The sequence below is a fragment of the Acinetobacter sp. UBA6526 genome (genome assembly GCF_002434875.1).
Classification (GTDB): domain Bacteria; phylum Pseudomonadota; class Gammaproteobacteria; order Pseudomonadales; family Moraxellaceae; genus Acinetobacter; species Acinetobacter venetianus.
In genome coordinates, this window is sequence record NZ_DJLC01000001.1 from 1 (window position 1) to 14,541 (window position 14,541).

General features: G+C 37.9%; 13 protein-coding genes. 6 read left to right on the forward strand and 7 right to left on the reverse strand.

Translation table 11 applies throughout. From position 1 onward, the window contains the following. Nucleotides 1–49: 49 nt before the first annotated feature. Nucleotides 50–814, reverse strand: coding sequence for an RDD family protein (locus B4237_RS00005; protein WP_286940733.1), 765 nt, complete (start codon nucleotides 812–814; stop codon nucleotides 50–52). A 66-nt stretch (nucleotides 815–880) separates the two neighbouring features. After that, nucleotides 881–3,259 (reverse strand): phosphoenolpyruvate synthase, encoded by a 2,379-nt coding sequence (ppsA, locus tag B4237_RS00010; RefSeq protein ID WP_004878653.1) that lies wholly within the window; start codon nucleotides 3,257–3,259, stop codon nucleotides 881–883. A 158-nt stretch (nucleotides 3,260–3,417) separates the two neighbouring features. Here ppsA and ppsR point away from each other — a divergent pair, with 158 nt between their 5' ends. Both ppsR and B4237_RS00020 read left to right on the forward strand, forming a co-directional pair. After that, nucleotides 3,418–4,254: a posphoenolpyruvate synthetase regulatory kinase/phosphorylase PpsR gene (ppsR, locus tag B4237_RS00015; RefSeq protein WP_004878655.1), complete on the forward strand. Its 837-nt coding sequence runs from the start codon at nucleotides 3,418–3,420 to the stop codon at nucleotides 4,252–4,254. A gap of 332 nt (nucleotides 4,255–4,586) precedes the next feature. Further along, nucleotides 4,587–6,665, forward strand: a complete 2,079-nt coding sequence (locus B4237_RS00020; protein ID WP_286940734.1) for a sensor domain-containing protein — start codon at nucleotides 4,587–4,589, stop codon at nucleotides 6,663–6,665. A gap of 69 nt (nucleotides 6,666–6,734) precedes the next feature. Here B4237_RS00020 and B4237_RS00025 read toward each other — a convergent pair whose 3' ends face one another. Next, the gene (locus tag B4237_RS00025; protein ID WP_278596427.1) at nucleotides 6,735–7,736 is read right to left on the reverse strand and encodes an LLM class flavin-dependent oxidoreductase; all 1,002 of its coding nucleotides are present in this window, start codon (nucleotides 7,734–7,736) and stop codon (nucleotides 6,735–6,737) included. Between the two features lie 125 nt (nucleotides 7,737–7,861). Next, nucleotides 7,862–8,377, reverse strand: a complete 516-nt coding sequence (locus B4237_RS00030; protein WP_007478843.1) for a glycine zipper 2TM domain-containing protein — start codon at nucleotides 8,375–8,377, stop codon at nucleotides 7,862–7,864. A 243-nt stretch (nucleotides 8,378–8,620) separates the two neighbouring features. Between B4237_RS00030 and B4237_RS00035 the strand changes: the two genes are divergently transcribed. Next, nucleotides 8,621–9,343, forward strand: coding sequence for a pseudouridine synthase (locus B4237_RS00035; protein WP_278596428.1), 723 nt, complete (start codon nucleotides 8,621–8,623; stop codon nucleotides 9,341–9,343). Here B4237_RS00035 and B4237_RS00040 read toward each other — a convergent pair. The 3 genes from B4237_RS00040 to B4237_RS00050 form a co-directional block, all read right to left on the reverse strand. Next, complete coding sequence (locus B4237_RS00040; protein WP_004878665.1) at nucleotides 9,335–9,778, reverse strand: GNAT family N-acetyltransferase; 444 nt, start codon at nucleotides 9,776–9,778, stop codon at nucleotides 9,335–9,337. The genes B4237_RS00035 and B4237_RS00040 overlap by 9 nt on opposite strands. A 97-nt stretch (nucleotides 9,779–9,875) precedes the next feature. Further along, complete coding sequence (locus B4237_RS00045; RefSeq protein ID WP_004878666.1) at nucleotides 9,876–10,184, reverse strand: type II toxin-antitoxin system RelB/DinJ family antitoxin; 309 nt, start codon at nucleotides 10,182–10,184, stop codon at nucleotides 9,876–9,878. Nucleotides 10,185–10,245: 61 nt separating this feature from the next. Continuing rightward, complete coding sequence (locus B4237_RS00050) at nucleotides 10,246–11,202, reverse strand: pseudouridine synthase (RefSeq protein ID WP_023014339.1); 957 nt, start codon at nucleotides 11,200–11,202, stop codon at nucleotides 10,246–10,248. 117 nt (nucleotides 11,203–11,319) lie between these two features. Between B4237_RS00050 and tsaE the strand changes: the two genes are divergently transcribed. The 3 genes from tsaE to miaA form a co-directional block, all read left to right on the forward strand. Next, complete coding sequence (tsaE, locus tag B4237_RS00055) at nucleotides 11,320–11,796, forward strand: tRNA (adenosine(37)-N6)-threonylcarbamoyltransferase complex ATPase subunit type 1 TsaE (protein WP_007478847.1); 477 nt, start codon at nucleotides 11,320–11,322, stop codon at nucleotides 11,794–11,796. Next, the gene (gene mutL / locus B4237_RS00060) at nucleotides 11,786–13,765 is read left to right on the forward strand and encodes a DNA mismatch repair endonuclease MutL (protein ID WP_278596429.1); all 1,980 of its coding nucleotides are present in this window, start codon (nucleotides 11,786–11,788) and stop codon (nucleotides 13,763–13,765) included. Before tsaE ends, mutL begins: the two co-directional genes overlap by 11 nt. A gap of 6 nt (nucleotides 13,766–13,771) precedes the next feature. Beyond that, nucleotides 13,772–14,541 (forward strand): tRNA (adenosine(37)-N6)-dimethylallyltransferase MiaA (miaA, locus tag B4237_RS00065; protein WP_286940735.1); only part of this gene is annotated, 770 nt, incomplete at its 3' end.

Here is a 14,541-nt window from a genome sequence, read left to right on the forward strand (position 1 = left end):
AATATATAAAAAAAGAGGAATAAATCCTCTTTTTTTTATGAATTTGTGATTACTGCTTAATCACTTTGGTTTTTGCCAATTTATCATGCAATGTTTGACGATTTTTGCTAAAACCTAAAGCGTAATCGATAATCGTGATAAATGGCATAAACAGCATATTTAAAATAATAAACAAAACGCTTCTCAACCAGAAAGCACGAATCACTGACACATGAGCAGACGTTTCAATATCAACAATTTTAACTTTAGCTAATTTTTTGCCAATGCTTTGACCGGATTTTGCGATAAAGAATGCTTGAATCATAAGCATGATAATTAAGTAAACAAAAATACTCATCCATGCTTCATTTGGAATCAAGTGCATGACTTGTTGCTGTAGTTCGACTGCTTTTGTTGATGCGACTTCTGTCGCTTGCAATTGTTTTTGAATTTCAAATAGTTCTTTGTACTGACTTTCATTAAAAAAGAAAGATGGAATTGCAAGCATAGGTAACCAAAGCATGAGATCCAAAACTTTAGCTAAGGCTCTAGAAGCGAATGAAGCTAGTTCAGGTGCGGGTGCTTTTTGCTCCACTTTAATATGAAAAGTAGTATTCTCAGTTTCATTTTTAATTTGGTTACTGAAAGGTGAATAACCTACAGGTTCGTATACAAGTTTTCCTTGAGTTAATTCGCCAAGTGTTTTCCATTCGGTCATACCTTCATGCCAAACTAAGTCAGTGAGTAAGACTTGTTGGCTAGAAAGCATTTGGTTCACTTGTTCTAAACTATAAGGTCCAGCTTGTTGATTGTTACGAGCCAAGTAAATTTGCATAATTTAAAAATCTCAAAGACTAAAGATGAAAAAAGACCCCACGAAAGGGTCTTTTTTTAAAAAAGACTAGGCTTTCTTGATTTGCTCTTCTGCAAGGAAGAACCAAGTATCAAGCACTGAATCAGGGTTAAGTGACACAGATTCAATACCTTGTTCCATGAGCCATTTTGCAAGGTCAGGGTGATCAGAAGGACCTTGACCACAGATGCCCACATATTTTCCAGCTTTACGGCAAGCATGAATTGCCATAGAAAGGAGGGCTTTTACTGCTGCATCACGTTCATCGAATAAGTGAGAAACGATACCAGAGTCACGGTCTAGACCAAGTGTTAATTGTGTTAAGTCATTTGAACCGATTGAGAAGCCATCAAAATGTTCAAGGAATTGTTCAGCCAATAAAGCATTGGTTGGTAATTCACACATCATAATAACTTTTAATCCGTTTTCACCACGTTTTAAACCATTTTGAGCAAGCAATTCGATAACACGTTTTGCTTCAGAAACAGTACGAACGAATGGAATCATGATTTGGACATTGGTTAAGCCCATTTCATCACGTACTTTTTTCAACGCACGGCATTCAAGTTCAAAGCAATCACGGAAGTTGTCAGAAACATAACGACTCGCACCACGGAAGCCCAACATTGGGTTTTCTTCTTCTGGTTCGTAAAGCTTACCGCCGATTAGGTTTGCATATTCATTTGATTTGAAATCAGACATACGAACAATGACTGGTTTTTCAGCAAAAGCTGCAGCCAGTGTTGAAATACCTTCAACCAATTTTTCTACATAGAATTCAATTGGTGAAGAATATCCAGCCGTACGTGTCATCACAGCAGCACGAGTTTCGCGAGGAAGACTTTCGATATTCAACAATGCTTTTGGATGCACGCCAATCATACGGTTGATAATGAATTCAAGGCGTGCAAGGCCAATCCCTTCATTTGGAATTTGAGCAAAGTCAAATGCGCGGTCAGGGTTACCAACGTTCATCATGATTTTGAACGGTAATTGAGGCATTGAGTGAATAGAGTTACGTTGAACTTCGAAGTCTAACGCGCCTTCATAAATAAAGCCTGTATCACCTTCAGCACAAGAAACAGTCACTTCTTGACCATCAGTCAATACTTCTGTTGCGTTACCACAACCAACGATTGCAGGTACACCAAGTTCACGCGCGATAATTGCTGCATGGCATGTACGACCACCGCGGTTAGTTACAATCGCAGCTGCGCGTTTCATTACTGGTTCCCAGTCTGGGTCAGTCATGTCAGATACAAGTACATCACCGTCTTGTACTTTATCCATTTCTTTAATAGACGTTACAACACGTACTTTACCAGAACCGATACGTTGACCGATTGAACGACCTTCACAAATAACCGTACCGCGTTGCTTTAACAGGTAACGTTCCATTGTGCCAACATTTTGACGGCTTTTTACTGTTTCTGGACGTGCTTGAACGATATAGATTTGGCCATCATCACCATCTTTTGCCCACTCGATATCCATTGGAGAGCCGTAATGTTGTTCGATGATTAGCGCTTGTTTTGCGAGTTCATGTAATTCATGGTCGTTTAGTGCAAATTGTTGACGTTCAGGTTTTTCAACATCAACAACAACAACTGATTTACCAGCAGCACCTTCTTCACCATAAATCATTTTTTGGTGTTTAGAGCCAAGGTTGCGACGTAAAACAGCGTGTTTACCACCATTTAAAAGTGGTTTTGATAAATAGAATTCGTCTGGGTTAACAGCACCTTGTACAACCATTTCACCCAAACCGTAAGATGCAGTAATAAATACCACATCACGGAAACCAGATTCTGTATCAAGTGTAAACATTACACCAGCAGCACCAGTTTCTGAACGAACCATACGTTGTACGCCGGCAGAAAGAGCAACAACACTGTGTTCAAAACCTTGGTGTACACGATAAGCAATTGCGCGGTCATTATATAAAGATGCAAATACTTCTTTGATCGCGATAAGAATGTTATCAATACCACGAATATTCAAGAAAGTTTCTTGTTGTCCTGCGAAAGAAGCATCAGGTAAATCTTCAGCAGTTGCTGAAGAGCGTACTGCAACAGCAATGTCTGGGTTGCCGTTTGAAAGTGCTGCGAAAGCCTCGCGAATTTCTTTTTCTAATGCGTTAGTAAGCGGCGTGTCTACAATCCATTTACGGATTTTGGCACCTGTTTCAGCAAGTGCAATAACATCATCTACGTTAAGTTGTGCAAGTTCAGCCTGAATGCGAGCGTTTAAACCGCTCTGATCCAAGAACTCACGATAGGCAGCAGCAGTAGTTGCAAAGCCGCCTGGTACCGATACACCAGCATTGGATAAATGGCTGATCATTTCACCCAAAGATGAGTTTTTCCCACCTACGAGTTCGACATCGTGTTTTCCTAATTTTTCCAGACCGATTACGCGCGCTTCCAAAGTATTTACTCCACTTTTTTTGCAGTATGAATGACCATCATTGGTATGAAATTATACGAAAGTGCTTAGAATTAGTGTTTTACTAAGCGACAGTCATGTTAGATGAGTTTACTATAAAGATTATAGAGCACTAAGACAAATGTTTAAGGAGAATTTTGATGCCCGAAAGTAAACAAATTAAACGGAGCGTATTCTTTATTTCAGATGGGACAGCAATTACAGCAGAAACCCTTGGACATTCACTACTTGCACAGTTTCCGAACGTTGATTTTGATATTCATATCATGCCGTATATTACAACTGAAGAAGCTGCAATGAACGTCGTTGCGGAGATTAATACTTGTCAAAATCGTGATGGCTCTTTGCCACTTGTTTTTGATACTTTGGTTGATCCTCATGTCCGTGAAATTATTAATACAGCTAAAGCCGTAAATTTGGATGTCTTCGAGGGATTAATTAGTAAGCTTGAACAAGAACTTGGAATTCCGCCAACAACTTTGGTTGGACAAACCCATGCGGTAACCGATTCAGAATATTATAAAGCGCGTATTGATGCGGTTCATTTTGCATTAGATAACGATGATGGTGCTAGAACACGTCATTATGATAAAGCCGATATTATTTTAATTGGTGTGTCTCGTTCAGGTAAAACTCCAACTTCTATTTATCTGTCATTGCAATTCGGAATCCGTGTAGCAAACTATCCTTTGACAGAAGAAGACTTGGATGACAATCGTTTACCAAAGGTTTTAAAAGAGCATAAACATAAACTCTTTGGTCTCATGATTGATGCAGAACGTTTAGTTGCAATCCGCAATGAGCGTAAGGCAAATAGCCGTTATGCAAGTTTTAGTCAATGCCAAATGGAATTGCGAGCAATTGAGGGAATTTATATTTCTGAAGGCATTAAATACTTGAATGTTACTGAAATGTCGATTGAGGAAATTTCAACTCGTGTGCTGCAAATGACTGGCTTAAAACGTCGTATAGGTTAATGAATAATACGCTAATCAATTTTAATCACTTGGTTAGCGCTTCTTTGTTTGTGTTGAATACGTAAATGATTCGTTATAAAACTTAGCATTCATCATCGAATGAGATATTAAAATTTTATAATTATTTGAAATTTAATTGAAAAAATTAAGTGATTTTAGTTGCTTGTAATTATTTTATAAATAATGATAAATAGATCACATTTTGATATAATAATGGTGATTTAAATCTTGTTGTGAAATTGCCAGTATATAAATAATATTTCTGGCTCGTCGTCTTTTCAGTGGGGGCATTCCATCAGGAACCTAAACTTGCGGAGTTGAATGAGCAACATATGAATCTAGCTTCATCTTTACAATTTATTCATCAAATGAATGAAACTCAACAAAAAGTCTTCAATAGTATTCCAAGCTTAGTCTGGTTACTTACAGAGCAAGGCGATGCATATTTCTTTAATAAGATTAGTCAGGAATATCTTGGTTTTCATGAATCTGAATCTCTTGTAAAAGAATGGATGGAGTTGATTCATCCCGATGATTTAGATGTCTTCCAAAGTGAGTGGTCTCAAGCCCTACCATTAAAATCTCAAATTCAGGTTGAATGTCGACTTAAACATCACACTGGCGCGTATCGCTGGTTTTTAGTTTCTGCAAAATTTGTAGAACAATGCTCAGATCAAGCAGGTTATTGGTTTGTGAATAGTGTTGATATTCATGAGACAAAACAATTTCAGCAAAATCTCGTAAAATATATTCATGCCCAAACTAATATGTTGGATACCAGTGTTGACTGTATAAAACTGTTAGAAGCGGATGGATCTTTATTACATGTCAATAAGTCAGGTTGCGCTGCGTTGAATATTCCCGAAAGTCATCATACTTTTGGAATGAAATGGATCGAACTTTTACCATCAGAAATTCGAACAAAAGCAACTCGTGCACTTAAGATTGCATTGCAGGGTAAAACTGCGCGTTTTCGTGGAATGAGAGAAAACGGGCAAAAAATACAATATTGGGATAATTTACTCACACCGATTTTAAATGATCAAGGCCAAACGGAATGTGTGTTGTGTATGTCGCGTGATGTAACAGCACAAAGAGAAACTGAGATGCGTTTGCGTATAGCTAGCGAGTTAGATGAGTTAACGGGTTTATACAATCGACGTTTCTTTAAATTACAACTTAAACGTTCATTACATAAGCATAAAGCCAATAAAAAATTAATGGGCTTGATGTTGTTGGATTTGGACTATTTTAAACATGTTAATGATACTTTGGGGCATGCCGCTGGTGATCATTTATTGCGAGTTTTATCCAAACGTATTGAAAATATTCTCCCTGAGAATACTTTTGTCGCACGTTTAGGTGGGGATGAGTTTGCTGTCGTTGTAAATGGTATTGATTCAGAAAGCGAGCTTGAGCGTATTGCGCTTGAGGTTGGTAAACAGTTGGATGCACCTATTACTTATGCGGGAAATCTAATTAATGGCAGCATGAGTATTGGTTGTGCAATTTACCCACGAGACTCTAAAGACTCTGTTAATTTGATGAAATGTGCCGATACAGCTTTAAATGATTTAAAAGCGACAGGGCGCGGCGGTTTTAGAATGTTTAATCAACATATGCAGATCGCAGCTCAAAACATCGCAATTCAATTGAATGAAGCCCGTCATATTATTCGAGATGATCTGATTATTCCATTTTATCAGCCTAAAGTTCGTTTGAGTGATGGCAAAGTCGTTGGTTTTGAAGCATTACTTAGATGGCAAACTTCAGATCATCAAGTGCATTCTCCAAGTAATGTTGAACAAGCATTTCAAGATTATGCACTCGCTACAAAAATCAGTGATGCAATCCAAAATAAAGTCTTTAAAGATATGTCTATTTGGATGGAGCAAGGGCTTGAGATCGTGCCTGTTTCGATTAATGCAGCACCAGTAGAGTTTCTAAAAGATAATTATGCTGAACGTTTATTGCATCGATTAAATTTATATAAGATTCCACATCATTTAATTGAGATCGAAATTACAGAGCATATATTGGATGATCGTGGTTCAGACTATGTTGTTAGAGCGTTAAACCTATTAAAACAACATGGTGTACGTATCGCACTGGATGATTTTGGAACAGGGCATTCTTCTTTAACAAGATTGAGAGATTATCCTGTAGATTGCTTAAAAATTGATTGTGATTTCATTCGAAGAATGAATCAAGATGAAGCTATTTTAGCGATTGTGCAGGCAATCGTAGCTTTAGGACCAAAACTTTCTTTAGATATTGTGGCAGAAGGAATTGAAAATACAGAACAATTAGAATTATTAAAAAGTTCTGGATGTACTATGGGACAGGGGTATTTGTTTAGTCAAGCTGTCAATATGCAACGTGCAAAACAAATGCTTACGCAGGCTATTTAAATGAAGACAGTTAGTTTTGTTATGAATAAGGCTTATTATTGATCAATAAGCCTTATTCATGATTTGAGTTTATGTGTTTTTAATATCCATTAGTAAGCTAAAGTTTTCTAAGCGCTTATCCGTATCGTAAATATCACAAGTAAAGATAAATTCATCAACATCGTATTGCGCAGCGATCTTTTCTAGACTTGTTTTGACTGTTTGTTGTGATCCAATTTGAGCCATTGCATAGAAGTTTTGAATCGCCATTTGTTCAGCACTTGTTGCTAAACCCTCAGTCGATTCAATAGGTGGTTTTAACTTTAAACTATGGCCACGAATTAAATTTAAAATACGTTGATACGAGCTGGTCGCTAGGTATTGAGCTTCTTCATCAGTTTTAGCTACAACAGAGGGGATTCCCATTGAAACATAAGGTTTATCTAGATATTCAGAGGCTTGGAAATTTTCGCGATATAGTTGAATCGCTTGACCTAGCATTCTAGGAGCGAAATGTGATGCAAATGAGTAAGGTAATCCTAGTTTAGCTGCGAGTTGTGCACTAAACAGACTAGAACCCAATAACCAAACTGGAACCTGAGTATTTTGCCCAGGCGTAGCAATGATTCTTTGGTTTGCTTGAGGTGCTTTAAAATACTGCAAAATCTCCATAACGTCTTGAGGGAATTGATCTTCAGTTTCTTGTCTTCCTCGACGTAAGGCTCTCATTGTTAACGGATCTGTTCCAGGAGCACGACCCAAACCAAGTTCAAATCGATTAGGATAAAGTGTGGCTAAGGTTCCAAACTGTTCTGCAACAACGAGTGGAGCATGATTAGGTAGCATAATGCCGCCCGAACCTAAGCGAATATTTTGAGTATGTGCAGCGATAAAGCCTAATAAAACTGCTGTAGCAGAACTGGCAATACCATCCATATTATGATGTTCTGCTAACCAAAAGCGCTCATAACCTAGTTTTTCAGCATGTTGCGCTAATTCAAGTGCATGTCTTAGAGAAAACTCGATACTTTTGTCATCTCTAACGGGAGCTAATTCTAAAATAGAGAACTTTAAATCTTGCAGTGATTTCATAATAAATACTCAATACTTTATATCGTAATAATACGATATATGTGGGGTTTTGTATATCGTTGTTTTTCGATATTTATTTTGAAGTAATAAAAAAAGCACCCGTAGGTGCTTCGAGAAAAAACAGATTAACGGTTTTTATACCAACCGCGGTGCAAGCCATTGTCATGACGGTATTTATGACGAGAGTTCGAATTATAGTAGCGACGATCATCGTAAGAACGACGATTGTCATAGCGACGGTCATAACGATCATTATAACGACGATCAGCATCACGATCTTGACCAACTTTTTGACCTAATGCAGCTCCACCAGCAGCACCAATCGCAGCACCAATATAACCACCATTCGTGCCACCCATGTTACGACCAACGGTATATCCGCCTACACCACCTAAACCACCACCGATAGCTGCTTCAGTACGATCGCGTTTATTACTTGATGCGGCTGCACCACCAGCACCACCAATTGCAGAACCAAGCATGGCGCCTGTTTGACCACCAAGCTGCTGACCAATTGCTGTACCAACCACACTACCTAAAGCTGAAGTCGCTGCAACGCGTGTAGAATTATCAGCATGGGCAACATTCATCATTGAGGCAGTCGCTAAAATTGCACCACATAACCAAATATTCGATTTCATTGTGAAACTCCTTATCCATTGTTCTGGACAGCATTCTTTTTAACTTGATGCAAATGTAACAATACTTTTTAGTGAAAATATGGAGTGCAATATCTGGAATGAGATAGTTTGACGATGCTTTTGTATGTGTTCTATTACAAGTGAAGAGATTGTGAAGAAATTATAAAAAAGATGAATAGAAAGCAGGCAACGAAATTAAAGTTAATCGAGTACAATAAATTAAGTTTGATTTAGGTTCTTCATATGTTGCTGGAAAAAATTTTACAGTCTCAAGGTTTTGGTTCTAGAAAATATTGCCAGCAACTGATTAAAAATGGCTCTGTAATGGTCGAAGAGCAAGTCTGTGAGAATCCAAAACAGAATTTTAATACGGAACAGCTCAGTTTTCAGGTCTTTGGTGAGCAATATCAATTCCGAGAACACGTTTATATTGTTTTAAATAAACCGAGTGGTTATGAATGTTCGCATCAAGCGACGCATCATAAGAGTGTTTTTAGCTTATTTTCCGAGATTTTGATTCATCGTGGTATTCAATGTGTAGGTCGTTTGGATCAAGATACGACAGGGTTGCTACTTTTAACGGATGATGGTCAATATCTGCAGGCTTTAACACATCCGCGGAAACATGTACCTAAGGTCTATCATGTGACTACAGTAGACGCAATTTCCTTAGAGCAGAGAGAACAATTAGAGCGGGGCGTAGAGTTACGTAATGAAAAAGGAGTGTTTACAGCAACTGATGTTGAGCTATTTTCAGAATATCAGTTGTCGATGACTATTCATCAAGGTGTTTATCATCAAGTAAAGCGGATGTTGGCAGCGGTAGGAAATAAAGTAGAAAAGCTACATCGAAATCAAGTTGGCTCACTTATTCTCCCTGACTTAGAGGAAGGCGAATGGATGTATTTAACACCCGCTCAAAAGCTACTGAGCCAAAATATTTCTAAAGAAGACGCTTTACTTTAAAAAGCAGTGAAAGGTGTTGAACTCATCATCACGGATGAAACCCATTTGCTCATAAAGGCGATGAGATTCAAGATTATTGCGTTGAGTTTCTAAACTAATTCGAAGCGCATTTTCATGGCGAGCAAAAAGAATTGCAGTATCAATTAATTGTTTTGCTGAACCTTGTTGTCTGTAAAAAGGAGTAACGTATACATCATCTAAGACATAATAGGTTTCACATGCGACTGAAGAGAATGCGAGATATAGAAGTACAAAACCCGTGAAGACATCATCTTTTACGTGGATAAAAATAACACTGTCTTTATTGTCATAACGATGTTTTAAAAATTGATAAGATTGTTTGATATTTGAAGATGCACCGTAGAATTGGCGGTATTCATCAAATAAGGTCGCAAGTTGGTGAAGATCTTCTTGAGTTGCCCTTTTAACAATCATCCTAAGTCATCCTTAAACTTATAATTTTATTTGGACTGACAGGATAGCGAAAAAATTCAGCTTAAAAAATAGAAACTTGTGTATAAATGCAACATTGTTAAGTTTTGTCACTTTCACCTAAAAGTGCATTCAACTCTTCAAATAAATCTTCATGGTCGTCTTCAACGTCGATAGAAGATGGATTTTCAGCATTTGCGGCATTTTTAGATTTTCGCAATTTGAGCAACTGTTCCATATTTATATTTTGATTTTCAATTGCAAAAGGAATTGATTTCGTCAGAACCACCTGTTTGAAGAAAAGACGTACGGCTTGGGCAGGGGAGATCCCTAGCTGTTTAAAGACAGCAAAAGCTTGTTTTTTTTCCTGAGAATCAAGTCGAACCTGATAAACTTCTGTTTTTCGCATGAAGAATAAGACCAAATATTTTTAGTTATCGTCATGTATTTTAAACCATCGCAATGTAATTTCAATATTTTTGAGCTGAAAATATAGAATTTTTGTCATTACGTTGTGTTTGCAATGTGAGTTCGTGGTGAGAACTGAACTGCATTTCTTGGTTTGTGATGGGATCTATGAAATTAATTGCCTTTGCAAGTAATTGAAGTGGGGTAGTAAAATCATCATCATCTCTATGCTGAATCACTGGATAAAATGAGTCATTAAGTATAGGAATACCAAGTGAATTCAGGTGTACACGCAGTTGATGTTGTTTCCCTGTTTTCGGTTTTAAAAGGTATTTCGCGAGTTGTAGATCATGCTCTAACAGTTCAATATAAGTTTCACTATTACTTTCCTTTTCATTATTAATTTGCATCGTGTAAAAAGGATGTCCTTTTTCTAAATGCAAGTTTACTGTTTGTGGAAATGTGAGTTCAGAGCGATAAGCTGCAATTGCATGGTAGGTTTTTTGTACTTTTCGTTCTGCAAATAACTGTTGATAAACACCACGAGAGGCAGGTCTTTTACTAAATAATACGATGCCAGCCGTTTCTCTATCTAAGCGATGGATTGGGGTTAAATCTACATAGCCTGTTTGTTTTTTTAATCGTACCAAAAGCGTTTCTTGAACGTATTGTCCTGTTGGACTCATGGTTAAAAAATGAGGTTTATCGACCACGATCAGATCATCATTTTCAAATAATATTTCATGTTGAAAAGGTACATGGATTTCATGCGCAAGAAAGCGATAATAAAAAATATGGGTATTGGGTGTATAGGTGCTATTTAATTGTAGTTGTGAGCCATCAGCAGCATAAATAAGCCCATCATCAAAACGTTGTTGCCATTCACTTGCATGAATATGTGGAAAATGTTGGCAGAGGTAATCAAAAATCGTATTTGCGATAACTTCTCTTGGTAAAAAGACTTTGCTTGCACTGACGCCATTAATAAGTGGTGGGGTAAATTCTAGAATAGATGACATACAGTACATTCGACTCAGTATAAACGATGTAAAAAAAGCCAGTTTAAAAGCACATGATTAGGCTTTGTGGCAGTGCAATGTTATTATAACGACCATCCCAATTTTGTTCTATTTGCCATGTCGTATTCAGTGAAATTTACTTTAAATCATGAACAAGACACTCAGCGTTTTGCACAAGTACTCTCTCAGCATGTGCATGCTGGCATTATTTACTTAATTGGTGATTTGGGCGCTGGAAAAACTACATTTACACGCTATTTTCTGCAAAATTTAGGTCATAACGGTTCAGTAAAAAGTCCAACTTATACCTTGGTTGAACCTTATAATATTAATGGTCGCGACATTTTTCATTTCGATTTATATCGTTTGGATGATCCTTATGAGTTAGAGTTGATGGGAATTCGTGATTATTTGGAAACGCCTGAGGCATTATTTTTATTTGAATGGCCATCTAAAGGTGGTGAGGAAATTCCAAAAGCCGATGTGGTCATCGACATTCAAAAGTCAGAAGATGAGCTCACTCGATTTGTGACTTTAACTGTAGATTCTCAAGCACTGTCTCAAACGTTGCAGGAACAATTGCATGGCGCATGATTCAACAGATCGTTCAACTCGCCGTATCCATACTCTTAATGCCGCATTAGCCAACCAAATTGCTGCGGGTGAGGTGATCGAACGCCCGTCATCCGTCGTAAAAGAGTTATTAGAAAACTCAATTGATGCTAGTGCGACTGAGTTGATCATTCGTGTGGCTCAGGGCGGTTCGACTTTAATTGAAATCATTGATAACGGGAATGGCATTCACCCAGAAGATTTACCTTTGGCAGTGATGCGACATGCGACTAGTAAAATTCAAACTTCTGAAGACTTACATGCGATTGTTAGCTTGGGCTTTCGTGGGGAAGCATTGGCATCCATCGCTGCTGTGTCTCGTTTAACTTTGACCAGCAGTCAAGATGAACAAGGCGTGGGTTATCAAGTAGAAGTCAATGGTACCGCTTTCGATCATCAGCAAGTTCAAGCGGTTGCCACACAGAAAGGTACACATATTCGTGTTCAGGATTTATTTTTTAATGTTCCTGCACGTCGTAAATTTCTAAAAAAGCCAACAACAGAATTTAACCATATTGAAGAAATTGTTCGCCGTTTGGCTTTAACACATTTCGATATTCGTTTTGTACTTGAGCACAACGATAATATCCGTTTAAACCTACCTGTGGCTGATAGTGGTGAGTTACGTTACCAACGTGTTCAACAGTTACTCGGTCAACAATTTATTCAAAATGCCTACTGGGTTGATGCTGAAAGTATCAATATGCGCTTATCTGGATGGTTGGGGCATCCTTCTGATGCGCGTGCACAAGCAGATTTGCAATATGTTTATGTAAATGGTCGTATTGTTAAAGACAAAACCATTTCACATGCGCTGCGTATGGCATATGAAGGTATTTTGCATGGTCATCAGCATTCTTCTTATTTGTTGTTTTTAGAAGTAGATCCTGAAAATATTGATGTCAATGTACATCCAACCAAGCATGAAATTCGCTTTCTAAATCAACGTGAAGTGCATGAATTTGTGCGTCATTATGCCAAATCAACTTTATCGCAATTTCAAACAGCTAGTGCAGATTTAGCACAGGCAATGAAAACAGATGAAAGTACAACAGAAAACTTTGATTATCAGCCTCAGCCCAAATACCAAGAACAATTTAATTTACATCGTGCTGCGGTTGAAGCAGAGTCATCAGCCAATCAACATGTAGCTGTTTCAACTGATTTATTGACTGAATTTAATCAAAGTCGTCCTCAAGCCGTAAATTATAATTCTGGATCACAAGAACCTCGTTATAATGGTTCTGCACAATTAAATAATGCGCTTAAAACATATTTGGCGCCATTGCGTGGTGGAGAAACTCCTACCACCTTTGATCACGGGGAAGTTGAAAGTAATCAAACGGTTCCATCACGTGTGGATGAATTTCCATTAGGTATTGCAATAGCACAACTTCATGGCATTTATATTCTTGCGCAAAATACCGAAGGCTTGATTATTGTTGATATGCATGCAGCACACGAACGCATCTTATTACAACAAATGAAGTCAGCATGGGATAAACCTGAATTTTGGACATCGCAGCAATTATTGATTCCAAAAATTGTTTCAATTACGCGTATGCAAGCCACTCGCATCGAAGATTTACAACCCCAATTACAACGACTCGGTTTGGAAGTCGATCAGTATGGGGATGATCAAGTGATCGTACGTGGTGTGCCTGCCATTTTACATAAAGCAGATTTTGAGAAATTGATTCCAGAATTGCTCAATGATCTTGATCCAAATGATGAAGCAAGAGGTTTATTGCAAAAACGTGATGAATTACTCGCTGGTATGGCATGTCATGGCGCTGTGCGTGCTCATCGGCAGTTAAGCCTTTCTGAAATGAATGCCTTATTGCGTCAAATGGAACAAACTGAATTTGCTAGCCAATGTAATCATGGCCGTCCGACTTGGCGTGCATTTCCACTGCATCAATTAGATAAATTATTTGCTCGAGGAGAGTAGTTGTACATGTCAAATCAATTGCCCGTCATCAATTTAATGGGGCCTACCGCAAGTGGTAAAACTGCATTGGCATGTGAACTCTATGAGCGTGGTAATTTTGAACTAATTTCTGTTGATTCAGCCTTAGTTTATAAAGATATGGATATTGGTACAGCGAAACCAACCAAGGAAGAACAAGCACTTTATCCACATCATTTGATTGATATTATTACACCGTTGGAAGTGTATTCTGCAGCACAATTTGTCGAGGATGTTTGTCCTTTGATTGATGATATGCATGAGCGTGGGAAAACTCCCGTTCTCGTTGGTGGGACAATGTTATATTTCAAAGCACTGTTAGAGGGGCTTGCTGATAATTTACCAAATGCTGACCAAAATGTTCGTGATGCAATTACGGAAAAAGCGGAGCAGGAAGGGTGGCAGGCTGTCTATGATGAATTGGTTGCAGTAGATCCAATCGCTGGTCAAAAATTTAAAGTCTCTGATAAGCAAAGAATTATTCGCGCACTTGAAGTATATCGAATTACAGGTGAGCCAATAACAAAGTTACAGGCTGAACAACCTAAAAATCAACCTTACCGTTACACTTTTCATAACTACGCTTTGATGCCTGATCGGTTAGAATTACATAAACGCATTGAGCAAAGATTGAGCAAAATGTGGGAAATCGGTTTTTTAAATGAAGTGGAGGGCCTAATTGTAAAATACGATTTAAATGATAATTTACCGTCTATGCGGTCTGTTGGTTATCGTCAAGCTTTAGATTTTTTACTAAA